Annotated in this window: 20 protein-coding genes; 8 read left to right on the top strand and 12 right to left on the bottom strand. The window is 65.2% G+C overall.

Annotation, left to right across the window (positions count from 1 at the left end; genetic code table 11):
- From trpD to lpxD, 3 genes are read left to right on the top strand one after another with little or no spacing between them, the layout of a single operon-like run.
- Positions 1–1,035 carry an anthranilate phosphoribosyltransferase gene (gene trpD, locus ABZN20_RS16580; protein WP_367025981.1) on the top strand — a complete coding sequence of 345 codons (1,035 nt, stop codon included), beginning with the start codon at positions 1–3 and terminating at the stop codon, positions 1,033–1,035.
- Positions 1,032–1,832: an indole-3-glycerol phosphate synthase TrpC gene (gene trpC, locus ABZN20_RS16575; protein ID WP_367025980.1), complete on the top strand. Its 801-nt coding sequence runs from the start codon at positions 1,032–1,034 to the stop codon at positions 1,830–1,832. Before trpD ends, trpC begins: the two co-directional genes overlap by 4 nt.
- Before the next feature lie 45 nt (positions 1,833–1,877).
- Entirely contained in the window at positions 1,878–2,942 is a 1,065-nt protein-coding gene (lpxD, locus tag ABZN20_RS16570; protein WP_367025979.1) for a UDP-3-O-(3-hydroxymyristoyl)glucosamine N-acyltransferase, read from the top strand.
- Between the two features lie 74 nt (positions 2,943–3,016).
- Here lpxD and ABZN20_RS16565 read toward each other — a convergent pair whose 3' ends face one another.
- The 4 genes from ABZN20_RS16565 to ABZN20_RS16550 all read right to left on the bottom strand — a co-directional run bounded on the left by ABZN20_RS16565 (position 3,017) and on the right by ABZN20_RS16550 (position 8,060).
- A complete protein-coding gene (locus ABZN20_RS16565) occupies positions 3,017–3,142 on the bottom strand; it encodes a hypothetical protein (RefSeq protein WP_367025978.1) in 126 nt (41 codons plus the stop codon).
- Positions 3,143–3,240: 98 nt separating this feature from the next.
- The gene (gene mopE / locus ABZN20_RS16560; RefSeq protein ID WP_367025977.1) at positions 3,241–4,851 is read right to left on the bottom strand and encodes a copper-binding surface/secreted protein MopE; all 1,611 of its coding nucleotides are present in this window, start codon (positions 4,849–4,851) and stop codon (positions 3,241–3,243) included.
- 38 nt (positions 4,852–4,889) lie between these two features.
- On the bottom strand, positions 4,890–7,211 hold the full coding sequence (locus ABZN20_RS16555) for a cytochrome-c peroxidase (RefSeq protein WP_367025976.1): 2,322 nt from the start codon (positions 7,209–7,211) through the stop codon (positions 4,890–4,892).
- Between the two features lie 186 nt (positions 7,212–7,397).
- Positions 7,398–8,060 carry a class I SAM-dependent methyltransferase gene (locus ABZN20_RS16550; protein ID WP_367025975.1) on the bottom strand — a complete coding sequence of 221 codons (663 nt, stop codon included), beginning with the start codon at positions 8,058–8,060 and terminating at the stop codon, positions 7,398–7,400.
- 69 nt (positions 8,061–8,129) lie between these two features.
- Between ABZN20_RS16550 and ABZN20_RS16545 the strand changes: the two genes are divergently transcribed.
- Positions 8,130–9,290, top strand: coding sequence for a carboxynorspermidine decarboxylase (locus ABZN20_RS16545; RefSeq protein WP_367025974.1), 1,161 nt, complete (start codon positions 8,130–8,132; stop codon positions 9,288–9,290).
- On the opposite strand, the gene ABZN20_RS16540 is transcribed toward ABZN20_RS16545, so the two are convergent.
- Positions 9,284–11,485: a primosomal protein N' gene (locus ABZN20_RS16540; RefSeq protein ID WP_367025973.1), complete on the bottom strand. Its 2,202-nt coding sequence runs from the start codon at positions 11,483–11,485 to the stop codon at positions 9,284–9,286. The two genes, ABZN20_RS16545 and ABZN20_RS16540, sit on opposite strands and share 7 nt — an antisense overlap.
- Positions 11,486–11,849: 364 nt before the next feature.
- Here ABZN20_RS16540 and ABZN20_RS16535 point away from each other — a divergent pair, with 364 nt between their 5' ends.
- Positions 11,850–12,440 carry an HNH endonuclease gene (locus ABZN20_RS16535; RefSeq protein ID WP_218808841.1) on the top strand — a complete coding sequence of 197 codons (591 nt, stop codon included), beginning with the start codon at positions 11,850–11,852 and terminating at the stop codon, positions 12,438–12,440.
- 13 nt (positions 12,441–12,453) lie between these two features.
- On the opposite strand, the gene pyk is transcribed toward ABZN20_RS16535, so the two are convergent.
- Both pyk and gap read right to left on the bottom strand, forming a co-directional pair.
- Complete coding sequence (pyk, locus tag ABZN20_RS16530; RefSeq protein WP_218808840.1) at positions 12,454–13,920, bottom strand: pyruvate kinase; 1,467 nt, start codon at positions 13,918–13,920, stop codon at positions 12,454–12,456.
- 6 nt (positions 13,921–13,926) lie between these two features.
- Positions 13,927–14,937 carry a type I glyceraldehyde-3-phosphate dehydrogenase gene (gene gap, locus ABZN20_RS16525; RefSeq protein WP_218808839.1) on the bottom strand — a complete coding sequence of 337 codons (1,011 nt, stop codon included), beginning with the start codon at positions 14,935–14,937 and terminating at the stop codon, positions 13,927–13,929.
- A 285-nt stretch (positions 14,938–15,222) separates the two neighbouring features.
- Here gap and ABZN20_RS16520 point away from each other — a divergent pair, with 285 nt between their 5' ends.
- Positions 15,223–15,630 carry a hypothetical protein gene (locus tag ABZN20_RS16520; RefSeq protein ID WP_218808838.1) on the top strand — a complete coding sequence of 136 codons (408 nt, stop codon included), beginning with the start codon at positions 15,223–15,225 and terminating at the stop codon, positions 15,628–15,630.
- Positions 15,631–15,661: 31 nt separating this feature from the next.
- Positions 15,662–18,016 carry a Lon protease family protein gene (locus ABZN20_RS16515; protein WP_367025972.1) on the top strand — a complete coding sequence of 785 codons (2,355 nt, stop codon included), beginning with the start codon at positions 15,662–15,664 and terminating at the stop codon, positions 18,014–18,016.
- Between the two features lie 7 nt (positions 18,017–18,023).
- Here the strand turns inward: ABZN20_RS16515 and ABZN20_RS16510 are convergent, their stop codons facing one another.
- The 3 genes from ABZN20_RS16510 to ABZN20_RS16500 all read right to left on the bottom strand — a co-directional run bounded on the left by ABZN20_RS16510 (position 18,024) and on the right by ABZN20_RS16500 (position 20,253).
- Positions 18,024–18,872 carry an endonuclease/exonuclease/phosphatase family protein gene (locus tag ABZN20_RS16510; RefSeq protein ID WP_367025971.1) on the bottom strand — a complete coding sequence of 283 codons (849 nt, stop codon included), beginning with the start codon at positions 18,870–18,872 and terminating at the stop codon, positions 18,024–18,026.
- Positions 18,873–18,883: 11 nt separating this feature from the next.
- Complete coding sequence (locus ABZN20_RS16505) at positions 18,884–19,528, bottom strand: thiol:disulfide interchange protein DsbA/DsbL (protein WP_218809030.1); 645 nt, start codon at positions 19,526–19,528, stop codon at positions 18,884–18,886.
- A gap of 107 nt (positions 19,529–19,635) precedes the next feature.
- On the bottom strand, positions 19,636–20,253 hold the full coding sequence (locus tag ABZN20_RS16500) for a c-type cytochrome (RefSeq protein ID WP_367025969.1): 618 nt from the start codon (positions 20,251–20,253) through the stop codon (positions 19,636–19,638).
- Between the two features lie 160 nt (positions 20,254–20,413).
- Between ABZN20_RS16500 and yihA the strand changes: the two genes are divergently transcribed.
- Positions 20,414–21,046, top strand: a complete 633-nt coding sequence (yihA, locus tag ABZN20_RS16495) for a ribosome biogenesis GTP-binding protein YihA/YsxC (protein ID WP_218808835.1) — start codon at positions 20,414–20,416, stop codon at positions 21,044–21,046.
- Positions 21,047–21,187: 141 nt separating this feature from the next.
- Here the strand turns inward: yihA and ABZN20_RS16490 are convergent, their stop codons facing one another.
- Together ABZN20_RS16490 and glgA are read right to left on the bottom strand one after the other, a co-directional pair.
- A complete protein-coding gene (locus ABZN20_RS16490; RefSeq protein WP_218808834.1) occupies positions 21,188–22,450 on the bottom strand; it encodes an alpha-amylase family glycosyl hydrolase in 1,263 nt (420 codons plus the stop codon).
- 6 nt (positions 22,451–22,456) lie between these two features.
- The gene (glgA, locus tag ABZN20_RS16485) at positions 22,457–24,532 is read right to left on the bottom strand and encodes a glycogen synthase GlgA (protein ID WP_367025968.1); all 2,076 of its coding nucleotides are present in this window, start codon (positions 24,530–24,532) and stop codon (positions 22,457–22,459) included.
- Between the last annotated feature and the right edge of the window lie 144 nt (positions 24,533–24,676).

Below are 24,676 nucleotides of genomic sequence, written 5' to 3'. Positions count from 1 at the left end.
ATGGAAATCCCCGAAATCCTGGAAACCCTGCTGGCCGGCAAGGACTTGAGCCCCAGCGCGATGCGCGCCGCCATGCGCACGATCATGAGCGGCGGCGCCACACCGGCCCAGATCGGCGCCTTTCTGATCGCCCTGCGCTGCAAGGGCGAGACCGTCGACGAAGTGGCCGCCGCGGCCCAGGTGCTGCGGGAAATGGCGACCAAGGTGCCGGTATCCGGCCCCCATCTGCTCGACACCTGCGGCACCGGAGGCGATGCCAGCAAGACCTTCAACATTTCCACCACCGCGGCCTTCGTGGTCGCGGCGGCGGGCGGACGGGTGGCCAAGCACGGCAGCCGCTCGGTGTCCGGCCGCTCGGGCAGCGCCGACGTGCTGGAAGCCGCCGGCGTCAACCTCGAACTCACCCCGGACCAGGTCAAGACCTGCATCGAAACCTTGGGCGTCGGCTTCCTGTTCGCCCAGCGCCACCACGGCGCGATGAAGTACGCCATCGGCCCGCGCCGCGAACTCGGCGTCCGCACCCTGTTCAACCTCTTGGGCCCCCTGACCAATCCCGCCGGCGCGCCGAACCAACTGGTCGGCGTCTACACCGACCAGTGGGTGGAAGGCCTCGCCCGCGTCCTGCAGAAACTGGGCAGCTCGCACGTCCTGGTCGTGCATGCCGAGGACGGGCTGGACGAGATCAGCATTGCCGCCCCTACCCACGTCGCCGAGTTGAAGGACGGCCTGATCACGAACTATTACGTGCAGCCGGAGCAGTTCGGCTTCAAACGCGCGCCCTTGAGCGAGCTCGCCATCGACACCGTCGCGGCCAGCCTGAGAATGATGCTGGGCGTGCTGGACAACGTGCCGGGCCCCGCCCGCGACATCGTCGCGCTGAACGCCGGCGCCGCCCTCTATGCCGCCGACGTGACCGACTCCCTGGAAGCCGGCGTCCGCCGCGCCGAGACCGTCATCGCCGACGGTTCGGCCCGCGCCAAGCTCGAAGCGCTGGCCGCCCTTTCCCGCCAATTCGCCGCCGTCTCAACGCCATGAGCGACACCCCCGACATTTTGAAAAAAATCCTGGCCCGCAAGGCCGAGGAGATCGCCGACCGCACGAAAGCGCTGCCGCTGTCCGAGGTGCGCGCCAAGGCCGAACGGGCCGATCCGGTGCGCGGCTTCGTCCGTTCGCTCCGGGCCAAGATCGAAGCCGGCCAGGCCGGGGTGATCGCCGAGATCAAGAAGGCCTCGCCCAGCAAGGGCGTGATGCGGGAGGATTTCCAGCCGGCGACGATCGCCCGGAGTTATGCCGCGGGCGGAGCGGCCTGTCTGTCCGTGCTGACCGACCGGGACTTCTTCCAGGGCTGCGAGGACTACCTACGGCAGGCCCGCGCCGCCTGCGCACTGCCGGTGTTGCGCAAGGACTTCACCGTCGACCCTTACCAGGTCTACGAGGCGCGGGCGATCGGCGCGGACTGCATCCTGCTCATCGCCGCCGCGCTGGACGACGCGCAGATGCGCGATCTGGCCCGGCTTGCCACCTCGCTCGGCATGGACGTGCTGGTGGAAGTGCACGACCGGGCCGAACTGGAACGATCGCTGCCGCTGGAGCTGCCGCTGGTCGGCATCAACAACCGCAACCTGCGCAGCTTCGACGTCAGCCTCCAGACCACCCTGGACCTGCTGCCGCTGATCCCGGAAGGCCGCACGGTGGTCACCGAAAGCGGCATCCTGGCGCCGCCGGACGTCGCCCTGATGCGTAGTCACGGGGTCCATGCCTTCCTGGTCGGCGAAGCCTTCATGCGCGCCCCCGAGCCCGGCGTCGAACTGCAGCGGCTGTTCGCCGCCTAGGCGGCCCTCACCCCGAATCATTCCGGCCATCGAAGAGGACTCACCATGCACGTCACCGTTTCGGAAATCCTCGAACGCTTCCAGCCGGAAGGGCTGATCACGAACCGGCTCGGCCCCGATGCCGTCATTACCCAGGTCGCGCCGATCGAGGACTGCGCCCCCGGCGACCTGGTGTTCATCGACAAGCCCAAGTACGTCAACGACGTGCTCGAACGCAAACCGGCAGCCGTCATCGCCACGGCGGCCATCGCCGCCGAATTCGGCGAATCGCCGGCACTGGCCGTACTGGTCGCACCCAACGTCCGCCTCGCCATCGCGCTGATCAAACAGGCCTACGCCGACCGCGACGTGCGCGACACCGAATGGCCGCGCATCCATCCTTCCGCCGTGATCCACGACAGCGTGGAAGTGCCCGACGATGCCATCATCGGTCCGGGCGTGGTGATCGGCGCCGATGTCGTACTGGGCCGCGGCGTGGTGCTGATGGCCAATGTGGTGATCGAGCGCGGCGCCCGGATCGGCGCGGAAACCGTGCTACATCCCGGCGTCACCGTCTGCATCGACTGCGAAATCGGCGCCAACTGCATCCTCAAACCCGGCTGCGTCATCGGCTCGGAAGGCTTCGGCTTCGCCCAGGACGCCCAGCGCCGCAACTACCGCATTCCGCATACCGGCAGGGTCGTCATCGAAGACCGCGTGGTGATCGGCGCCAACACCACCATCGACCGCGGCACCTACGGCGCGACCCGCGTCCGCGGCGGCACCATCATCGACGCACTGGTGCACCTCGGCCACAACGTCGAGATCGGGGAAGACTGCATCCTCTGCGCCCATACCGGGCTGTCCGGCTCCACCCGTTTCGGCAAGCGCGTCGTCGCCACCGGCCAGACAGGCACCATCGACCACATCACGGTCGCCGACGACAGCGTGCTGCTGCACCGCGCCGGCCTCAACACCAGTATCAAGCAGCCGGGCATGTACGCCGGCGGCCCCGCCCAGCCCTTGCAGCAATACCTCAAGAACATGGCGGTGATGCCGCGCCTGCACGAGATCTGGAGCCGGTTGAAGAAGCTGGAAAAAGCCGTCGCCGAGCTCGGCTCAGCCAAATAAAGTTCCCCCGCCGCAAGGCGACGGGGATTCCCTACCGATCAGGGCACGAATCGGACCGGCACCAGCCAGGCTGCTTACAGCAGTACATGGCTCCCCACCTTGACCATGTCGACCGCATTGTGGCTGACGCCATTCCGATAGGGCTGGGCAGCTTCACTGCCGTCGCGGCGGAGCCGCTCCCACATTTCAAAACGCCTCATAGGCAGCTCGAAAGTGCAGGCTGCGGGGCAAATCCCAAAAACGCAAAAGCCCCCGCAGCGGGCGCTGCGAGGGCTCTGATGTGCCGATTTTTTTGGGTCTACGGCTTGGAGATCGTGATGTTGACCCAGGCGCCCTTGGCCGGCACTTCCCAGACTTCGCCGGTGGTGGTTAGCTTGCCGTCGGCGCCGATGCCCCAGTCGTCCACTTCCAGGACGTTGGCGACATACAGCATGTAATAGCCCGTCTTAGGCAGGGTGATGGACTTGCTGAACGCCCCGGCGGTGCCGTCGTTCAGGGCCATCCCTTTGAACGCCGTGGGGTGCATGATGAGCTTCTTCGATGCCTCGTACTTGTCGGCGTCATAACCGGAATCGACGTAGTACATCGTGTAGCTGTCCGTCTTCATCGGATAGAGCTCGGCATCCACGCCCGCGGGTGCGGTATGGTCGGCCTTGGCCGGCAAACCCTGTACGGTCCAGTCGGCGTGCTGCACGATCACGTGGCCGACGACGGTGTCGGAGTCGGCGGGCAGCGCGGTCTGGCCCTCATCGAGATCCTGGGTGCCGGCCCAGAACAGCGGACCGCCCTCGGGCCGCCAGAACAGGATGAAGCCCGGATGGGCGCCTCTCAGGGTGGCTTCCTGCGCATCACGCTGTACGTTGAGGGTGATCTTGTCGCCGGCGTTGCCGTTGAAGAAGGACCATTTGCCGGTATGGGTCCAGCCGCGCCAGATGTCCTGGCCGTCGCTGACCGGCGTGGTGGTGTCGTCGTTCCACTTGATGCCGGTGGTCGGATCGTAATACGAGGTCTTGCCGATCGCCAGCGAGTAGCTCTTGTTGTAGCCGGAGAAATCGCGCGGCTCCCCGTAGACGGGCGTTCCCGGCCCTGGCGGAGAGGCGATCTTGAAGTTGATGACCGGGCTGGAATAGGTGCCCGGATTCTTGAAGGTCTCGACGACTTCCGCCACGCCGGAGTCGCGCCCGTCGCAGTTGGAGTCCACGCCGTCCAGCGTCGCTTCGGCGGCGCCCGGATGGATGGTGGGCGCGAAGTCGTTGCAATCGACGTCGGCGGTGTAGCTGTCGCCGTCCCGGTCCAGCGCATCCAGGCCTGCGGAGTTCGCGCTGCCTTTCAAGGCGATCTTGGACAGCACGACGCCATTCTTGGTCTTGGCCTTGGCCTGGCCGGTGACCGGAACGTTGAAATAGCCGTGCAGGCTGCCGATCGCGATGTCGACCGGGAATTGCGGCAGGTTGATGCTGGTGGTCTGGTCCTTGTAGAGCCGCGCCAAGGCGGGTTCGCCTTTCCATTTCAGCTTGAGCATGATGGCCTTGGCGTTCCAGGTGAATTTCAGCGTGCCGCCGCCGGGCACGTTGATCACCGCCATGCCACCCTTGGCGCCGAATTTCTTCTTGGTGGCGTCCCCCAGCTTGCCGGTCGCCAGGGTCTGGCCCTGAACGGCGGCCGACCAGGTCGTTTCAGGGGTGATGTCGGCCATGCCGACGTGTTCGTTGAATTCGAAGTGCCCGTCCAGCACCAGCTGTTCGGTGCCGACTTCCTGGCCCTTCTTGAGCTTTTCGGAATAGGCTTCCGAATAGCTCAGGTGGGCAACCGCGGTGACGTCGTGAGTGCCGCTATGGGCGGCAGCCAGTTGCGGCATGGCCGCAAAGAGGCCGGCAGCCAGTAGGGAATAACGATTCGTTTTGTTCATGGTGTCTCTCTTAAAGGTGTTGCAATAGTCCTGAGGTATTAAGGCATACCGTTGGATCCCTCGATGCTTCCCTGCAGGGCCTGAATCGGCCCCAGCCCCTGGGCGGTGCGGCCTTTCCTGCCCACCGCCGGGATTTCCAGAAATTCGTCGTCGGCCAGACCGTCCCCGTCGGCATCGCTGACCGACTGATGATCGCCGGCATGGCCGTTCGGCACCTGGAGCGCCGGATGGTCGAAAGGCGCCGCTTCGTCCCGCACCCGTTCGTCGGTCAGGGACTTGAGGAAGGCGACGATGTCGTCCTTCGGACCTTGCTCGTTGCCGATGATGTCGCTCAAGGTGGGCATCTCGACCACCTTGTCGCGGCTGGCGTAGTTGCCGACCCTGATATAGAAGTCGATGACCTGATTCAGGGTGAGAACGGAGCCGTTGTGGAAATACGGCGCCGTCAGCTCCACGTTGCGCAGCGTGGGAATCTTGAACGTACCCTGGACGCCGGCCCGCAGCAGGCTGCTGCTCCCGGCCTCGGCCTTGGCCGCTTCCGCGGCGGCCGCCGCCTGGGTCGGGATCATGGCCAGCTTGGAAAGAACACAGCCCTCGCTGCCCAGCGGATCGGGCTGCAGCTGGTCATCCGGGAAGCCGTAGGGGTCGGACTTCGAGGTCTTCACGAACGGCGCAGTGAACAGGCACGGCCGGACTTTCAGCTCGTCGAAAACGCCGCCGCCGTTCCCCACCAGCTCCGCCAGATACTGCTTGGCAAACGACAGCGGCTGCGAGGGATTGCTCGCACTGTTGTTTCCGAGTCCGGGGTCGAACGAATAATGGGTGACGCCGGTGTTGACGAAACCCGCGTCCATCAGCCGCGTATTCCCCAGGGGATCGTTGGTGCGGTCCACCAGGGTGTAGCCGTTCGGGTCGACCTTGACCGCCTTGCCGTTCGCCAGCCTCACGATCTCCGGACTGGCTGCCGTCGATGCCAGCGGTCCGGTATGGCAGAGGATGCAGTGGGCGTTGATGAAATGCTGCAGACCCCGGAGCTGGGCGGCGGTCATGGCCTGCGGGGCATCGATCAGATAGTCGGAATTGGGACAGCCCGCCACCGGATGCAGTTCCTGCCCGTCGAAACAGACCTGAACCTTGCCGGAGTCCACGGGGGCCTGGTCGGAAATCAGCGTACGCATGTAGGCCTGTACCGCCACGCCGAAATACAGGGCGAAATTGGCTTCCATCTGGGTGTACGGCTCGGAGGACCCGGCCGGCGTACCGAAGATCGCCCGGTTCTTGCGGGGCGCCTTGCCCGCCCAGTATTTGCTGCGGAAAGCCTTCTTGATCAGCTCTGCGTAGGTCTGCGCCAGGCCCTGGCCTTGCGCGGAGCGGGAGCCGGCGAGCACGCCGTCTTCGGCGTGGACTGCCTGCCGTTCCAGTGCTCGGCGCTGCAGCAGTTTGCGGCCGACGTCCGGGAAAGTGCGGCCGTTGCAGGACATCTCCTGGTTGTTGGTCGGCGGCCCCACGGCCTGGGAGGCGAGCGAGGAGTTCTCCAGCCGGAACGGCTTTTTCTTCGGCTTGCCGTTCACCACGACCCAGACGCCGGCACCGGTATCGCGGAGCCCGTCGCCGTTGACGCCATTGAACACGCTGTTGGCCCGGCCGTCCCAGAACTGGCGGTGAAACAATGCCGCATTGATGACGGTCGGCGTATTGCGCGGCTCGACCTGCCGGGTGCGGATGCCGCCGACGTGATAGACGCCGTCATGCCCGGCGCGGTCGCAGTCGTCGAGGGAATTGCCGGTCTTGCTTACCCCCTTGAACTCACCGGCATAGGTACCGGAAGACGACATGACGTTGTCGGTTTCCGCCGTGAAGCCGGAATCGTTGTCGTTGGGATCGGCGAAGCGGACGAAGGGAAAATCGTCGGCGGTAAGGTCGTAGTTCGGCCCGCCGGCGCCGCCGGAAGCCGTAGGCTTGAACCCCGCAGCCAGCGTCGGATACAGGGGATTGCCGCCGGCATCGGTCAAATGCCGCTTGCCGCCCGGATTCAGCGCGTTTTTCGTCCGTACGTCCGCGCCTGCGTGGAAATGGCAGCTCGCACAGGCCATGCCGTCGCTGCCGACGTTCATGTCCCAGAACAGCGCCTTGCCGAGCACCAGCAGCGCCTTTTCGTTCTTCACGACCTTGCCGAGGCCCGGAATGGGCGGCGGCTGGACGTTCTTCAGGGAAAAGGGGAAAACCAGCGCCCCGTGCGCGGACGCGGCCGGGGGGTAGATGGCGGCAGCCAGGAGGAGGGTGAGCAGGGTTGCCGACCCGATGGCCAGAAGCCTCGAGGAAACGGAGCGCATGGGATGATGGCGGAAAAGTTTGAACATGCCTCGCTCTAAGGCAAGTTCGATACCATCATGAAAAAATGCTGATAAACAGCGCCTTACGCGGTTCCGACCAAAAGACGGAGGCGATCAACCGCGTAAAATCACACGATCAGTGCGTGATATGACACACACCATCCACTCGTATCCATTCACCCTGGATGGATGGGAATTTAGGAAATATGCCGGCTAAATCCGTCCAAAGGCGATCCAGTGCCGGTCGCTGACGACGGAAACCCGGCAGGAACCAAGCCCAGCGTCATCCAGTTGCGCCCGTACCTCGTCCGGGCGGTAGGCGGCGTGCAGGGAACTGCGGAAGTCCCGCCGCAGGACGGGCGGGGCATCGGCCGCATGGCGCTCGACCAGTTCGTCGAGGCGTGCCGGCGTATCGGGCCTCAACAGGTCCATCACGAACAGCGCCGCGCCCGGCCGCCCATGGCGTTTCGCGGTCTCCCACAGAACCGACGGCGCCGCCAGATGGTGCAGCAGAGAATTGGAGATGACGGCGTCGTAGTCCCGGCAGGGCAACTCGACGCCGGGGAGGTATCCCCGAATCAGCCGGACACGGTCTCGCAGGTGTGCGGCTTCCACCGCCCGCTGCGCCAGCGCCAGCATCGCCGCGGCTCCGTCCACGCCGTCGATCCGGCATCCGGGATGGGCCCTGGCGAACCGCACCAGCACGTCGGCCGCCCCGCAGCCGAGATCCAGGCAGATGCCGGAACCCGGCTCGCCGGGAAAGCATTCGGTGAACAGGGCGACGAAACGGTCGTGCGCTTCGGAAAAGTCCGCTTGCGCATAGGCCAATGCCTGCGCCTCGTCGTCCATCAGTTCGGGTTCCGGTCTTCGTTCCATGAGGGTTCCTGCTCGTCTGGCCGCGGCTTGGAGGATGCCTTATTCTTGCGCGCCCCAGGAAGATTCGCCATGTCGACCGAAACCTTCAAGCGCCTATTGCCGGAGACCCCGGCTTTCATTTACGACCAGACCGCCATCGACCGGACCCTGTTGCACTTCAAAGAGGCGACCGGGGAGTCTGGCCCGAAGCTGCTGTATTCGGTCAAGTCGTTTCCGTTCCTGCCGCTGTTGCGGCGAATCGCGCCACGCGTCGACGGCTTTTCGGCCAGCTCGCTGTTCGAAGCGAAGCTCTGTGCCGAGGCGCTGGATGGGCGGGGCAGCCTGCACATCACGACGCCGGGATTTCGGCCCGGCGAGATCGATGAGATCGGCAGGCTCTGCGATTTCGTCAGCTTCAACTCGCTGGAACAGTTCGACCGCTGGGCGGGACGAATGGAAGGCACGGCCAGCGTGGGACTGCGGGTGAATCCGCAGCGGTCCTTCCTGCCGGACCCCCGTTACGACCCCTGCCGCCCGCATTCGAAACTCGGGGTTCCGCTCGACCGGCTGGTCCTGGCCGGCGCCGGGCGGACGGAACGGCTGCAAGGCATCCAATTCCATACCGTCTTCGACTGCGCGGGTTTCGGACCCCTCATGGAAACCCTGGCCGAGCTGGAAAATAAGCTGGGAGAACATTTCAAACGGTTGCAGTGGATCAACCTGGGCGGGGGCTACCGGCTGGACCGGAGCATGGACCTGGAACGCCTGGCCGGCCTTTCCGCCCGGCTGCAACGCGATTACGGCTTAGAGGTCTATTTCGAGCCGGGCAAGGCGGTGACGGGGCCTGCCGGCTATCTGGTCGCCAGCGTCCTCGACGTGTTCGGCAGCGGAGGAAAAACGGTCGCCGTCCTGGACACCAGCATCAACCACCATCCGGAGGTGTTCGAATACCAGCGCAGCGCCCGCCTGGCCGAATCCTGCGAAGAGGGACCAGCGAGTGCGATCCTTGCCGGCGGCACCTGCCTGGCGGGAGACCTGTTCGGAGAATACCCGCTACCTGCCCGGCCCCATGTCGGCGACCGCCTGGTCTTCAAGAACGTCGGGGCCTACACCCTGGTCAAGGCCAACCGTTTCAACGGCCATAACCTGCCTTCGATCTACCGCTGGGACGGGGAAGCATTGCACCTCGAACAAAGCTATGGCTACGAAGACTACCGGAGGCAGTGGGCAGGGGGGCCTGCCGCTCAGTAAAAATCCACCGGATCGACGTCCAGCGACCACCGCACGCGCCGCTCGGGTGCCTCCTGCAGCCGGGCCAGGGCATCCGTCAAAACGGCGTGCAATGCCTCCCGCCGGCCGCTCTTGAGCCAGAGCTGGGCCCGGTAGCGCCCGGCCTGCTTCGGCATCGGCGCGGGCGCCGGCCCCAGCCAGTGCACCGCGCCGTTCTTTCCACCGGCCTCCTCCCGCAGGCGCGCGAGGAAATCCATCGACAGCGCGAGTTCCTTCGACTCCGCCCGCCACAAAGCCTGATAACCGAAGGGCGGCAGGCAAGCCGCCTCGCGTTCGGCGAGCTCCGCGGCGGCGAAGCCGGGATAGCCTTCGCGCAACAGGCGCTGCAGCAAAGGATGATCCGGATGGCGGGTCTGGAGCAGCACCGTGCCGGGCTTTTCGCCCCGCCCGGCGCGGCCGGCCACCTGCACGATCAGCTGGGCGGTATGCTCGGCCGCACGGAAATCGGTGCTGTAGAAACCCGCGTCCACGTCGAGGATTCCGACCAGAGTCACGCCGGGGAAATGATGCCCCTTGGCCAGCATCTGGGTGCCCAACAGGATCCGCACCTCGCCCTGCCGCACCCGCTCCAGTATCCGCTCCAGGCTGCGGCGACCGCGGGTGCTGTCGCGGTCTATCCTCGCCACGCCGACGTCCGGAAACAGCCGCTGCAAAGCCTGGTCGACCCTTTCGGTACCGACCCCCAAGGGCCGCAGATCCTCCTGTCCGCAGGCCGGACAGCGCGGCGGCAAGCCATGCTCGGCGGCGCAGTGATGGCAGCGCAGCCGGCTTTCCCTGGCGTGCAGCACCAGGTTGGCATCGCAGCGCCGGCATTGCGCGACCCAGCCGCAACCATGACAGACCAGCGCCGGGGCGAAACCTCGGCGGTTGAGGAACAGCAGAACCTGGCCGCCCTCGGCCAGACTATCGCGCATTGCCGCGATCAGGGCCTCCGACAACCCGTCCTGTAAACGGCGCGAGCGGATGTCGAGCACGCGGCAGCGCGGATCGATCGCGGCGCCGGCCCGGGCCGGCAAGACCAGCCGGGCGTAGCGCCCGCACTGGGCATTGCGGATCGACTCCAGTGAAGGTGTAGCAGATCCGGCGACCAGGGGGATGTCCGCCATGCGTGCACGCATCACGGCCACGTCCCGCGCCGAAAAGCGGAATCCCTCCTGCTGCTTGAACGAGCGGTCGTGTTCCTCGTCCAGAATGATGACTCCCGGCCGCCGCATCGGAGCGAACACCGCGGAACGGGTCCCGAGCAGCACTCCGACCTCCCCCTTCTGAAAACCCAGCCAGGCGGCGGCGCGCTCGGTTTCGTTCAAGCCGGAATGGAACACGGCCAGCGGCGCCTCGATGCGCTCGCGCAGCCGCCGCTCCAACTGCGGCGTGAGGCTGATCTCGGGTACCAGGACGAGCGCCTGCCCGCCCCGGGCGATGACCCGGTGGATCACCTCGAGATAGACCTCGGTCTTGCCGCTCCCGGTCACCCCTTCGAGCAGGAAGGCGCCATATCGGCCGAGGTTCGCCGATACCGCATCGACCGCGGCAAGCTGGGCCGGATTGAGCTGCATAGGCGGCCTGGCAGCGGCGGGAATCCGGCCCTCCGGCAAATCCACCCATTCCGCCCAGCCGCGCTCGACCAGACGCCGGGCGGCGTCCCGCACCGTCCGGGCCGAGCCTGCCGCCTCCGCCAGACGCGATGCCGGCAACGGATTCTCCCGGCCGCGCAAGGCTTCGAACAGCATCCGCTGAACCGGAGCGCGCCTGAGCATCAGCGGATCGACGGCGGCGCCGGCCGGCGTGAGGGCCAGCCCCTGCGGGCGGACGAGCTCCGCCGCCCCCCCTTCCCGCAGATGCACCGGAAACGCGGACTGGATGACCTCCCCCAGCGGATGATGGTAATAGCGCGCGGCCCATCGCAGCAGCTTCAGGTCGGTCTCGGACAGCAGCGGCTCGTCGTCCAGCACCGCCTCGGCAGGGCGCAGCCGCTCGACGTCGCAGCCGGGCGTGTCCGCAACCGCGATGAGATAGCCCACGCGGGTGCGGTTGCCGAAAGGGACGCTCAGACGGACGCCGGGGAGCAAACTTTCGAGGGGGACGCCCGCCGGCGCGAGGTAGTCGAAACAGCGGTAGGCCGGGATGGGAACGGCGACTCTGACGACTCTTTCCATGCGGCTGATCGTCATAATCCATCGTTAGGCTTGAGCCCGGGCGTGATTCGCCGACGAAACGAACTTATCCACAAATCCTGTGGATAAGTCTGTGCAACGGGGCCGGGATAAGCCCGCGAGCCCGCAATTTTTCTGGGGTGCGGTCAAACTGTCGAGGTCTTGACCAGCCGGGCATAGACATCGCAAAAACAAAGGCTTAGATAAATCCTGAATGAACTTGCCAGTGCGATCGGCAAAGCAATTTCAACTTCACCGGGCATTTCTGTACACTGTGCATAAGTCGTTGCAGAAACACCCCCATTTGGGCCTGATTTGTCAAGATTCATGAACAATTTTTGAAAGCACTTGAGCCGCAGGAGAAGCCATGCACCACCGCCACCTTCAGGTACTGCGCACGGATGCCTCGGGAATGCCGCTTGAATGGATAGGCTACCAGGAAGCCGCCAAGCTCTACTATCTGGAACAGGTCGCCTACGGCTGCGGCAGCATTCTGTTCCGGCTGCGCGGCGGCATCAACGCCAAGACGGGGCAGCGCAGCCGGATCGAGGTGAATTCGATCGTGGCGACCTTCGGCCATGCCAACAGCGGCTACAAGATCGACATGGGCTACGTGCCGCCGCTCAACAACACGGCCCTGTTCCGCCGTGACGGCCACATCTGCCTCTATTGCGGCAATCTGTTCCGCCACAGCGAGCTGTCCCGCGACCACATCCAGCCCACCAGCCGCGGCGGTTCGGACACCTGGAACAACGTGGTGACCGCCTGCAAGCGCTGCAACAACCACAAGGCTGGCAGGACGCCGGAGGAGGCGAAGATGCAGTTGCTCGCCATCCCCTTCATGCCGACTCACGCCGAATACATCTACCTGCAGGGCCGCCGGGTACTCGCCGACCAGATGGAATTCCTCAAGGCGCATTTCCCCCGCAAGAGCCCGTTGCACGAACGGGCGAGCTGAAACCGCCGGCGCCTCAAGGCGCGGCGGCGATCACGTCGCTGATGCGCGATATCTTCAGGGCGTTGGTGCCGCCGGTACGGCCGGTCAGATCGCCCTTGGTCATGATGACCAGATCGTCCATCTTCACCAGGTTGCGTTTGAGGAATTCCTCGGCGATCGCCCGGTTGAGCACGTGGTGATCCGAGATGTCCTTCTCGCTGAAAAAGATCGGATAGACTCCCCGGAACAGCGTCACCCGCCGGCAGACGGTCTCATGCGGCGTCAGGGCGAAGATGGGAATGCCGGAACTGATGCGCGACATCCACAGGGGCGTCGACCCCGATTCCGTCAGTGCGCCGATGGCCCGGACCGGCAGGTGGTTGGCGATGTACATCGCCGACATGGCGATGGCCTCGTCGATGCGGTGGAATTTCTCGTCCATCCGGTGGCTCGACTGGCGCGTCCGCGGATATTTTTCCGCCTCCTTGCAAACCCGCACCATCGCGGCCACGGTGCGGTCCGGAAACTTGCCCGCCGCGGTTTCGGCGGACAGCATCACGGCATCGGTACCGTCGATCACCGCGTTGGCCACGTCCGAGACTTCGGCCCGCGTCGGCAAGGGATTCTCGATCATCGACTCCATCATCTGGGTCGCGGTGATGACGACCTTGTTGCGGGAGCGCGCCAAGCGGATCAGCTTCTTCTGCTCATGCGGCAGGCGGGCGTCGCCGATCTCCACGCCCAGGTCACCGCGCGCCACCATGATGGCATCGGAGGCGTCGATGATGCCTTCGATCACGCCGTCCCTGATCGCCTCCGCACGCTCGATCTTGGCCACCAGCCCCATGTTGCCGCCGGCCCGTCGCAGCAGTTCACGGGCTTCCAGCATGTCTTCCTTCGAGCGCGGGAAGGAAATCGCCAGATAGTCGGCCCCGATCTCCACGGCGGTGACCAGGTCCGCCTTGTCCTTTTCGGTCAGGGCCGGGGCCGAAAGGCCGCCGCCCTGCTTGTTGATGCCTTTGTGGTTGGACAGCACGCCGCCCACGCTGACGACGCATCTGACCCGGGTTCCCTCGACCGATTTGACCTTGAGCTCAATCAGGCCGTCGTTGAGCAGCAGGGTGTCGCCCGCTTCGACGTCCGTCGGCAGCGCCTCGTAGGCGCAGCCGACCTGGGTTTCATCGCCCTGGTCGGGCGGGAACGCGGTATCCAGGTCGAAAGGCTGGCCGGCTTCCAGCACGACCTTGCGATCGTCCTTGAAGCGGGCGATGCGGATCTTGGGCCCCTGCAGGTCGGCCAGGATGGCGACGTAGCGCTCCATCCGCCGGCTGATTTCCCGCACCCGCTCGGCGCGGGCGCGGTGTTCGTCCGCCGTGCCATGGGAGAAATTCAGCCGGACCACGTCGGCGCCGGCCTTCAGGATTCTCTCGAGCATCTCCGGGGACTCGGAAGCCGGTCCCAGCGTGGCGATGATCTTGGTACGGCGAATGCTGGTTTTCATCGGGCGCTAGCGGGCAGTCATCAGGGCGACCGTGGTGTCCAGCATGCGGTTGCTGAAACCCCACTCGTTGTCGTACCAGCTCAGCACTTTCACCAGATTGCCGACCACCTTGGTCTGGGTCGAGTCGAAATTGGAGGAGGTCGTCGTATGGTTGAAATCGCTGGAGACCAGCGGCTGGTCGTTGTAGGCGAGGATGCCCTTCAGTTCGTTTTCGGAGGCGGCCTTGAGGATGGCGTTGATCTCGTCCTTGCCGGTCTCCCGGGCCGCGATGAAGGTCAGGTCCACGACCGATACGTTGGCGGTCGGAACGCGGATGGCGAAACCGGACAGTTTGCCGTTCAGCTCCGGCAGCACCAGGCCCACGGCCTGCGCCGCGCCGGTCTTGGTCGGGATCATGTTCAGGGCCGCCGCCCGCGCCCGGTACAGGTCCTTGTGATAGACGTCGGTGAGCACCTGGTCGTTGGTGTAGGAATGCACGGTGGTCATCAGGCCGGACACGATGCCGATCTTTTCCATCAGCGGCTTGACCAACGGCGCCAGGCAGTTGGTGGTGCACGAGGCGTTCGAAATGACGGTATGGACGGCCTTCAGCGTGTGGTCGTTGACCCCGTAGACGATGGTCGCGTCGCACTCGTTCTTGTCGGCCGGCGCGGAAATGATCACCTTCTTGGCGCCGGCATCGAGGTGCGGCTGGCATTTGGCCTTGGTGCGGAACACCCCGGTACATTCATGCACGACGTCGACGCCCAGCGTCCCCCAGGGCAGCTTGGAAGGATCCTTCTCGGAGAAAACCTTGATGCGGTCGCCATTGATGATGATTTCGCCCTCGCCGACCTCAACGGTCCCCCGGAACGGCCCGTGCACGGTATCGTGGCGGGTGAGGTGGGCGTTGATCTGGGCATCGCCCAGGTCGTTGATGGCGACGATCTCGACATCCTTGCGCCCGGTTTCGTAAATCGCCCGCAGGATGTTGCGGCCGATGCGTCCATATCCATTGATTGCAATCTTAATCGTCATTGCCCTGCTCCAGAATTTGCTGAAAAGTGAGGAATTGTCGTTATGCGCGAGAGCCCTCGAACCCTTGGCGGCCGGCGGAGTGGTGTGGGGAGAGCATTCGAGGCCGTCCCGGCCTGACCGGACGCCTGCGGGCTTTCGGCGAGGGAGAATCGAGCATTCTCCGGGGAATCTGCCAAAACAAAGCGCGGCCAATATAGCAAAGCGCCGGGCCGAGCGTCCAGTTCTTGCCCTCCGCGCGCCAAGGCTGATAGCTTAACCTGGAACCAGCAAGCGGCGCCGATCCAGATGCAGGAAACCTTCTATCGTTCGCGCGAACTCAGACGCGAGGCGCGCCTGCTCGGCGGAGCGACCTACAACCTCAGCCGGGTTCTGCTCGGACGCCGCCGACCCGATCCGCTGTTCGTCCCCATCCGCAGCATGCTTTACCTGGCCGTGGCCGATGATCTCGAGATCGTGTTCGTCGACGGCGCCGGTCCCCGCCACATCCAGATGGCCTGGCAAGCGTTCCGGCCCGGCCGGCGGAGCAGCCTGGACGCTCCGGTACCCTTCGAGGTGGTGTACTACACGGCCGAGTCGCTCCGGCTCCTGCCTCGCCTGCAGAGTGAATTCCAGCGCGCGCTGGCTCAACTGAAAAGCCGGGACGACCGGGGGCTGCGAAGCGCGGAAGTCGTGCCCTTGGCCACGCACCGCTGATTCCGCCGGCCCGATTCCTCAGCCGACATCCATGTCCAGACCACCGAATTCATTGCCCGCCGCTGCCCTGAAAACCGTCATTTCGCCGGACGACCTGCCCTTCGCTTCGACCGCCGAACTGGAACCGCTCGACCACATCCTGGGGCAGCAGCGGGCGCAGGAAGCCATCGACGTCGGCCTGGCCATGCGCCGCCCCGGCTACAACCTCTATGTCATGGGCGATCCGGGCACCGGCCGCCTGTCGCTGGTGAAACGGCTGCTCGAACGCCGGGCCGCCGGACAGCCCGCCCCCAGCGACTGGCTGTACCTCAACCGGTTCGACAATCCGCGTGAACCGGTCGCCGTATCCCTTCCCGCCGGCATGGGCCGCCGCTTCGCCGCCGACATCGAAACCTTCGTCGACAGTCTTCTGGCAACCTTTCCGGCGGCATTCGACAACCCGGCCTACCAGCGCCGCCGTACGGCGATCGACCGGGAATTTTCCCGGCGCTTCGACGAAGCCGTGGAGGCGGTGGGCAGGAAGGCGGAGCAGCGGGGCATCCTGCTGTTCCGCGACGGCGACGACATCTCCTTCACGCCGAGGGGGGACGGCGCACCGCTCGACGAAGCGGCTTTCGCCGCCCTCCCGGAGGCAAAGAAGGCGGAGTTCCACGTTCAGGTACGGGAACTCGAGGACGACCTGCACGAAGCCCTGCTGGAACTCCCCCAGTGGAAGCGGGAGGCCACCGAATCGCTGCGGGCGCTGAACCGGGAGACCATCGAGCAGGCGGCGGCGCCCTTGCTGTCGCGCCTGAGCGCGCCCTACGCCGGCTGCGCGGCCCTCATCGCCCATATCGCCGTCCTGGGCGAGCATCTGGACCGCACCGTGGCGGAATACCTGCTCGACGACCGCGGCCAGGATCCGCGCGAGGAGGCGAACCGCCGCAACCAACTGCTGGACCGCTACGCCCCCTGCCTCCTGGTCGGCCACGACCGTCAAGGCGGAACGCCGGTGCTGTTCGCCCCCAACCCGAGCTATCCCAACCTGTTCGGCCGGATCGAACCGCCCGGCGAACAGGATGCCTCACACGCCCATGCGCGGCTGATCTTTCCCGGCCTCCTGCACCAGGCCAACGGCGGTTGCCTGATCGTGGAAGCCGAACAACTGGTCGGCGATGCCGAGGCCTGGCCGGCGCTCAAGCGGGCGCTCAAGACCGGCCAGCTCCGCATCGAACCGCTCCCGGCCGACGCTGCCGGCGGGGCCAGGGTGCAGACCCTGCTGCCCGCCCCCATTCCGCTCGAGGTCAAGCTGGCCCTGGTGGGCACGAGGGATCTGTATTACCTGCTGGAAGCGGCCGACCCCGATTTCAAGGAGCTGTTCCGGCTCCCCGTGGATTTCGACGATCACTTCCCCCTCACCCCGGAGTCGATGCTGGACTTCGCCCGTCTGATCAAGAGCCAGGTGGCGCCGGCCGGGCACGGCGAGGTTTCCGCCTGCGGCATCGCGGCGCTGCTGGAATACGGCGCCCGCCTGGCCGAACACCAGAGCCGGGTGTCGGCACGCATGGGCGATATCTGCGAAATCCTGGCCGAAGCCGACCTGGAGCGGCGCCGGGAGGCGGCCGGCACCATCCGGGCCGAGCATGTCCGCCGCGCACTGGCGGCGCGCGAACGGCGCCTGGACCGGCTGAACCAAGAACTGCTGGACGACGTGATGGAAGGTGTCCTGCTCATCGCGACGGAGGGTGAGAAGATCGGTTGCGTCAACGGCCTGACCGTGCTGGAAGCGGGCGAGACCTGCTTCGCCACCCCGGCCCGCATCACCGCCACGGTTTCCCCCGGCGAGCGCGGTGTGGTGGACATCGAACGCGAGGTCGAACTGGGCCAGGCCATCCATTCCAAGGGCGTGCTGATCCTTTCCGGCTACCTGGCCTTCCGCTATGCCTGCGACTTCCCGCTGGCGCTCTCGGCCCACCTCGCCATCGAACAGTCCTACGGCTACATCGACGGCGACAGCGCCTCGCTCGGGGAGTTCTGCGCCTTGGTGTCGGCCCTGACGGGCGTCCCGATCCGGCAGAGTCTGGCGGTCACCGGCTCGATGAACCAGCACGGCGACGTGCAGGCCGTGGGCGGCGTCAACGAGAAGATCGAGGGCTTTTTCCGGCTATGCCGGGCGCGCGGCTTCACCGGAGGACAGGGAGTCATCATCCCGGCCGGGAACGTCCGCAATCTGATGCTGAAGACCGAGGTGGTCGATGCCGTGAGCGAAGAGAGGTTCGTGGTGTATGCGGTTCACACCGTGGACGAGGCCCTCGAACTGATGACCGGAAAGGCGGCGCGCACCGTGAACCGGCTGGCCGTTTCCCGCCTCAAGGCCTTTGCCGACTATTCGGAAAAGAAGGCCTGAGAGCGCCTCAGGCTGCCTGCCTCGCCTGGCGGATATGCGCCAGCGCGTCCGGCAGCACCACTTCCATCGACACCGGCAGATGGTCGGAACAGGCGAAGTCGACCACTTCCAACCGGTTGACCTGCAGCGATGGCGTGACCAGGATGTGGTCGAGCATCTTGTGCGGCCGCCAGCTCGGGAAGGTCTTCAGGCGGCAGACCGGGTCGCTCAGGTGCGTCGCCTCCAGCAGCAGATCGAGTTCCGGCGTATTCGGCTCGCAGTTGAGATCCCCCATCATCACCACATAGGGCAGATGGCCGATGAGATCGCTGATGAAGCGCAGTTGCTTGAGGCGCGCCCGGCGGCTCAAGGCCAGGTGCGCCACGCAGACGTACAGCGCATTACGGGGATCGGGGCCGAAACGGGCCAGCAGGGCGCCGCGCCCCGGCATGCCGGGAAGCGGGTAGTCATGAATGAAGTCGGGCCGGACCCGGCTGAGCAGGCCGTTGCTGTGCAGCGCCAGATTGCCGATCCGGCGGTTGACCTGATTGTGCCAGTAGGCGAAGCCCGCGTGTTCGGCCAAGTACTGGGTCTGGACGATGTTGTGGCTGCGCATTCCGCCGCCGTCCACCTCTTGCAGGCCGGCGATGTCGAACGGCTTGAGAAGCTGGGCGATGCGGTTCAGGTTCGGCAGGCGCTTGGTCGAAGGCCACACGTGCCGCCAGCCTCCCGTGACGTAATCACGGTAGCTGGAAGTGGAAATTCCGGTCTGGATATTGAAGCTGGCCAGACGGAGTACGACCGGCGCCGTATCCGCGTTCGCCGGCTCGGGGAACGCGTCCTCGACGCGTTCTCGGACTGCCAGAGCTCCTCCCATGGACATCCCCCTTATTTTGCCGGCTTGCCGCTTTCCTTGGCGATCAGGTAGTTGGTGATGGCGATCATGTTGGGGTAGGACTTGGCGAGCGAACCGGACACGCGGTACTTGCCGTTCACCACCAGCGTCGGCGTGCCGCTGATGCCGTAACGCGCCCCCATGCCCTCGGCCTGCCGCATCTTGGCGTCCACCGCAAACGACTTGTAGGTCTTCTGGAAGGCATCCTTGGCGACGCCGTGCTCGGCGAAGAATTTGGCCTGCTCGTCTTCGCTGGCGAGCGCCAGTTTCTTGACCTGGATGGCCTCGTAGAACTGCGGATGCAGCTTGTCCAGAACGCCCAATGCTTCAGCCGTGTAGAACATCTTGGCGTGCGCCGCCCAGCGTTCGTTGAAAACCGCCGGCTGGCGGACGAAGGCCACGTCGTCCGGCTTGGTCTTCAGCCAGGCGTTCAGATCCGGCTCGAAGTGATAGCAATGCGGGCAGCCGTACCAGAAGAATTCGAGGACTTCGACCTTGGACGGATCCGAGGTCGGCTGGGGCGGATTGATCACCTCGTAGTCCTTGCCCGCGGTGTACTCCTTGGTTTCCGCGGGAGCCGCAGACAGTAATGAGGAAAACAGCGCCAGAAACGCCAGCCCCAAACCGGTACGCAACATGTGGATGCCTGTGTTCACGAATTCTCCTCCGAGCCGGTCCGCACCGCGGCCCGAAACTCACACGATCGATAAGTCTTGAAAAGGCCCGGCGATGCCTGGCCTTGAGATCATTTCAGAACCGAAACGAAATCCGAAACCGCGCCGATGTCCTCATCGCTCAGTTTCGCCGCGATGTCGCGCATCATCTGGTTCCGGTCGTTGCGGCGCTCGCCGGCCTTGAACTCGCGCAGGGCCTTGGCGGCATAGGCCGAATACTGGCCCCGCACCGCCGGGAAACCGGCTTCCCCATTGCCCTCGCCGTGCGGGCCATGGCAAGCCGAACAGGCGGGAATGCCCTTCGCCAGGTCCCCGGCGCGGTAAAGGCGCTCGCCGGCGGTGTAATCGCCTTCTTCCTCTTCGATATGCACGGTGCCCTGGGCGAACCAGGCACCGAGGTCGGCGATGTCCTCATCGCTCAGCGGCTCGGCGATGGCCGCCATGGTGGATTCGCCCCGGCTCTGGGACCTGAACTCCTGCAACTGCTTGGTCAGATAGGCGGCATGCTGGCCGGCAAGCTTCGGAAAAATCGGGGCGTTGCTGTTGCCGTCCTCGCCGTGGCAGCCGGAGCAGGTCTCGGCCTTCTTTTTGCCCGCCGTGGGATTCCCCTCCGCATGCGCCCAGGGGCCCGCCCCCAGCGCCACCAGGCCGAGACCGAACGCCAGCGCCTTGATCGTCATTGTTTTCATCAGCGAATTATCTCAAAAAATAGCGGGCCATGATCGGCCGGCCGCACTCATGACAAAACACGCGAATCAAATAGGGATCGTCCCGAAAAGTCAACACCGGAGTGCGCGCACCGTGGGAACCGCAGTGTAGAATGTCCCGATGACAACAGCCCACTCCCTCGTGAAAATCCCACCCGTATCCATACGCTACCTGCGCAGCATCCTCGAATTGAAGGACGCCCCGCCGGATCAGGGCTGCGAAGTCGCTTTCGCCGGCCGTTCCAACGCCGGCAAGTCCAGCGCGATCAACACCCTGGCCAATATCGGCCGGCTGGCCCGGGTCAGCAAGACGCCCGGCCGGACCCAGATGATCAACTTCTTCACCATCGACGACGAGCGCCGGCTGGTCGATCTGCCGGGCTACGGCTACGCCAAGGTGCCCGGCGAAGTCCACCGCCGCTGGGAGGCGGCGCTGGAGCGGTATCTCCGCCACCGGCAGTCGCTGCGCGGCGTGTTCCTGCTGATGGACATCCGCCACCCGTTCACCGAGATGGACGAAATCATGATCGAATGGTGCGCCCACCGGGGCATCGCCCTGCATGTGGCGCTGACGAAGAGCGACAAGCTGAGCCGGGGCGCGGCGAAGAACACCTGGCTCCTGGCGAAAACCCGGCTTGCGAGCTACGGTGCGCCGGACTTCAGCGTTCAGCTTTTTTCCTCTCTCAAGAAAACCGGCACCGAAGAAGCCTGGGAAGTGCTGGGCAGGTGGCTCGACCTGCCGCGGGAGGACGAAGAAAAAGCCTCCGGAGCCTAGAGGGGGGGACGCTCCGGAGGGCGTGATTGCCCGGCTAGGGGGAGCCGGGGTTGCATAGGCTACTCACAAGGGAGACGATGAGTAGAGTGCGCGTCGAATCCAGACGACTTGTACATATGGATCATGGCGGCGCGAAAAAGTTCACTCCGTTCCGGTCACCATGACCCGCCCCATGCCTGGTGCGAGTTCGAACTCGAACGGCGCCGGGACGTAATCGAGCCGCCATTCCGGCGAAAGGTCCCGCAGCGGCGTCCTTCCCTGGATGTACTGGTAAATGTCGTCGGCCTGGAAATATTGGCGGTTCCAGGGATCCTTGTTGAACACCAGCAATGCCTCCTCCCCCTGCTTCCGCCCGGCCTTCCACATCAGCAGGATCGCCGGATTCGGGTGCGGCAGGAGCTGCGTGATGCTGTCTTCCTGGAACACCGGGCAGCGGGCCTTGACCTCGTTGACCGCCCGGATGAAGCCGGTGAGATCGCAGGCCGGCGGTTCCCAATCCTCGGGCCGGGTCTCGACCACATGCAGCGGCCGCCGGAATCCGAATTCGTATCCGACCGGCATCATCACCCCGCCGGAGAACAGCGCGGCGAACAGGTAGCGCTGCTTCAAGACGTCCACGTTGCCGTGCGCCTCCTCCATGAGCCTGGGCGTATCGTGGCTCTCGGGAAAGCCGATCGAGGGCGCGACCTCGCGGGTGAGCTGGTACTGCTCCAACAGCCAGGGACTGGAGAAATCCCACCACTTGGAGCTGTTGAAGATGGCGTCGAAACCGGCCTGGGCGGTCCGCCGGGTCTGGTCGGGGGAACACCCCAGGGTCTCGGCGACGAACACGGTTTCCGGCCATTCCCGCTTGATCTCCCGGATCAGGCGCTCCCAGACTTCCGGCGGCAACTGGTAAGCCGCGTCGCAGCGGAACCCGCTGAAGCCCAACCGACACAGGAAGCGGACGATTTCGACGCAATAGCGCACCAATGCCTCGCGCTCCGCCCCCTGGGCGAAATCGAACTGGGCGAGGTCCTCCCACACCACCCGCTGGCCGTCCTGGTCGCAGGAGGGATGGGCGATTTGTCCGTTTTCCCTGACGAACCACTCCGGGTGGGCGCCGGGCAACGGCGAGTCGTAGGCGCAGTGATTGATGACCAGGTCCACCATCACCTTCATGCCGAGCCCGTTCGCGGCCCGGACCATCGCTTTCACCTGCTCTTCCGCGGGAGGTTGAGCCTCGAGAAAAGCCGGATTGATGCCGAAATAGTCCTTGATCGAATACAGGCTGCCCGAACGGCCGGTCCGTTGGATCGGATTGACGAAGATCCAGTCGAAACCCATGGCCGCGGCCCGTTCGAGATGAGGCGTCCATTGCGGGAGGCGGCCCGCCAGCAGGGGGAACAGATTGTAGATCCTCATGGCCGGCTACTTCTCCCGGATATAGTCGTAAATGTTGAGGTAGTCCTGCCCCGGATGGTTCCAGGAATAGTCGTAGCGCATGGCATTTTTCATCAACTCGCGGAAGTGGTCCGGGTACTGGTAGTAGCAGGCGATCGCCCGCCCCAACGCCGACTCCAGCCCGCGTTCGTCATAGTCTCGGAACACGTAGCCGTTGCGCTCGTGCAATGCGCGGTGCGAGAAGTCCTTGTCGATCACGGTGTCGGCCAAGCCGCCGATTTCGCGCACCACCGGGATGGTGCCGTAGCGCATGGCGATGAGCTGGGTCAGTCCGCAGGGCTCGAAGCGGCTGGGCACCACCATGATGTCCGAGCCGGCGTAGACCAGATGCGCCAGCTCCTCGTTGTAGCCGATCTCCAGATGGCAATCCGGGTTGTCGTTGAACTGCCGCTTGAGACCCCAGAAATAGCCGTTGATCGCCCCGTCGGGGCTGGAGCCGAGCAGCACGAACTGGCCGCCCTGGCCCAGCGTGTAGAACAAGGCATGGCGGATCAGCTCGATGCCCTTCTGCGGATCGAGCCGGCCGACGAAGGACACGATGGGCTTCTCGTTGTCGGCGAGCAGCAGCCGGTCGCGCAGCGCCTTCTTGTCGGCATATTTGCCTTCGATCGTGTCCACGCCGAAATGCACGGGGATGTGCGGGTCGCTCTCCGGATTCCAGACGTCGTAGTCGATCCCGTTCACCACCCCGCCGTATTTCATGTGGTGGATGTGCAGGGTCGGCTCCAGTCCGAAGCCCTGGCCCCGGTCCTTGGCCTCCATCGCATAGCGCGGCGACACCGTGGTCACGAAATTGGCATAGACGATGCCGCCCTTCATCAGGTTGATGGCGTGCGGCTTGTGGTTGTCGCGGAGGCGGTCGTAGTGGAAATAGTATTCCGGGCGGTTGAGTCCGGAGGCGTGCAGCACCTGAGCCCCGGTGACGCCCTGGTGCTTGAAGTTATGGATGGTGAAGCAGACCCGCGGATGGCCCATCCCCATCGGCTGATAGATTTCGTACAGATACACCGGTACCAGCGCCGTCTGCCAGTCGTGGCAGTGGATGATGTCGGGATGCTTGCCGGACTTCCACAGAAACTCCATCGCCGCCCGCGAAAAGAAGGCGAAACGGAGAATGTCGTCGTGGAAACCGTACACCGCACCGCGGTTGAAAAAATTGTCCTGGGAGTGCGGTTCGATGAAGAAGCACTTGCGCCCGTGCACGAAGCCGAAATAGACGGAACAGTGGATGGCCCCGCCATACCACGGCACCCAAAGGTCGTCGAAGGTGCGCTGCAGACCCCAGATTTGGTCGTGGCGCATGCAGTCGTACTTGGGCAGGATGATCTCGACGTGGTTGCCGCGGATCTCCAGCTCCCGCCCCAGCCCGAACACCACGTCCGCCAGCCCGCCGACCTTCGCCACCGGCGCCAGTTCCGGCGTAATGTGGACCACGAACAGCGAGGGCCGGTGCTGGATGTGAGGCTGGGGCGATGGCTCCGCCTGAGTCTCGGGTTGGATTTCCGGCATCTCCGCGGCGACCGGCGGCGACCATTCGGGGGCATGGGGGGATTCGGCCAGAGCCTCCTCGGCCGCCTCCGCGTCGTTCGGGGGGAGCGGGGTTTCGGGTCCCGTCGCACCGGTGCCGGTTTCGACCCACACGTCCGCGGCCGTCCCGAACGCTTCGGCCGGTTCCGGCACAACCGCGGCCGCCGACGGGCCCGCTTCACGCACCGGGTCGACCGGAGCCGCCGGCGTTTCGGACACTGCGGGGACCGAATGGCCGGCGGCCTCGGGAGCCGGGGTCCTGGCTGTTGCCGGCGGCGGTAACGGAATGGCCGCGGCGGCACGATCCTCCGTCCCCCGGTGTTCGGGCGAAGCGCTCCCGGTGCCGAGCTCCGCCTTGCCGCCCGCCGCCGCAGTCGCGGTGCCGGCGACCCCCGGCTTCGGCTTGGCCGGCTTCTCCGGTACCGGCGGCGGAGCCTGGACCGGCTTGCCTCCTTTGGCGGATGCTTTCGTCGACCCCGACTCTGGGGCCGTTGGCGCTTTAGGCTTGCGAGCCATGTGTGTCCTCCGGATGGGCTCTCTCGAATTCATTCAGGCAGGCGTGCGCTCCAATGCCGCTGGCGCCTACCTCGACCGCTCGTCGACTGTGCATAATACGCTGCTCCCGCGCCGAACCTTCACCGGATTCCTGAAGAATCCGGG

The organism is Methylococcus sp. ANG (genome assembly GCF_040730495.1).
GTDB lineage: Bacteria > Pseudomonadota > Gammaproteobacteria > Methylococcales > Methylococcaceae > Methylococcus.
The sequence above is the reverse complement of the archived record's forward strand: the minus strand, read 5'-3'. Positions and strand labels throughout refer to the sequence as shown.

Bases quoted from the DNA above. Each gene is read 5' to 3' on its own strand.
- trpD (WP_367025981.1), top strand. From the start codon at position 1: ATGGAAATCCCCGAAATCCTGGAAACCCTGCTGGCCGGCAAGGACTTG.
- trpC (WP_367025980.1), top strand. From the start codon at position 1,032: ATGAGCGACACCCCCGACATTTTGAAAAAAATCCTGGCCCGCAAGGCC.
- lpxD (WP_367025979.1), top strand. From the start codon at position 1,878: ATGCACGTCACCGTTTCGGAAATCCTCGAACGCTTCCAGCCGGAAGGG.
- ABZN20_RS16565 (WP_367025978.1), bottom strand. From the start codon at position 3,142: ATGAGGCGTTTTGAAATGTGGGAGCGGCTCCGCCGCGACGGCAGTGAA.
- mopE (WP_367025977.1), bottom strand. From the start codon at position 4,851: ATGAACAAAACGAATCGTTATTCCCTACTGGCTGCCGGCCTCTTTGCG.
- ABZN20_RS16555 (WP_367025976.1), bottom strand. From the start codon at position 7,211: ATGTTCAAACTTTTCCGCCATCATCCCATGCGCTCCGTTTCCTCGAGG.
- ABZN20_RS16550 (WP_367025975.1), bottom strand. From the start codon at position 8,060: ATGGAACGAAGACCGGAACCCGAACTGATGGACGACGAGGCGCAGGCA.
- ABZN20_RS16545 (WP_367025974.1), top strand. From the start codon at position 8,130: ATGTCGACCGAAACCTTCAAGCGCCTATTGCCGGAGACCCCGGCTTTC.
- ABZN20_RS16540 (WP_367025973.1), bottom strand. From the start codon at position 11,485: ATGGAAAGAGTCGTCAGAGTCGCCGTTCCCATCCCGGCCTACCGCTGT.
- ABZN20_RS16535 (WP_218808841.1), top strand. From the start codon at position 11,850: ATGCACCACCGCCACCTTCAGGTACTGCGCACGGATGCCTCGGGAATG.
- pyk (WP_218808840.1), bottom strand. From the start codon at position 13,920: ATGAAAACCAGCATTCGCCGTACCAAGATCATCGCCACGCTGGGACCG.
- gap (WP_218808839.1), bottom strand. From the start codon at position 14,937: ATGACGATTAAGATTGCAATCAATGGATATGGACGCATCGGCCGCAAC.
- ABZN20_RS16520 (WP_218808838.1), top strand. From the start codon at position 15,223: ATGCAGGAAACCTTCTATCGTTCGCGCGAACTCAGACGCGAGGCGCGC.
- ABZN20_RS16515 (WP_367025972.1), top strand. From the start codon at position 15,662: ATGTCCAGACCACCGAATTCATTGCCCGCCGCTGCCCTGAAAACCGTC.
- ABZN20_RS16510 (WP_367025971.1), bottom strand. From the start codon at position 18,872: ATGGGAGGAGCTCTGGCAGTCCGAGAACGCGTCGAGGACGCGTTCCCC.
- ABZN20_RS16505 (WP_218809030.1), bottom strand. From the start codon at position 19,528: ATGTTGCGTACCGGTTTGGGGCTGGCGTTTCTGGCGCTGTTTTCCTCA.
- ABZN20_RS16500 (WP_367025969.1), bottom strand. From the start codon at position 20,253: ATGAAAACAATGACGATCAAGGCGCTGGCGTTCGGTCTCGGCCTGGTG.
- ABZN20_RS16490 (WP_218808834.1), bottom strand. From the start codon at position 22,450: ATGAGGATCTACAATCTGTTCCCCCTGCTGGCGGGCCGCCTCCCGCAA.
- glgA (WP_367025968.1), bottom strand. From the start codon at position 24,532: ATGGCTCGCAAGCCTAAAGCGCCAACGGCCCCAGAGTCGGGGTCGACG.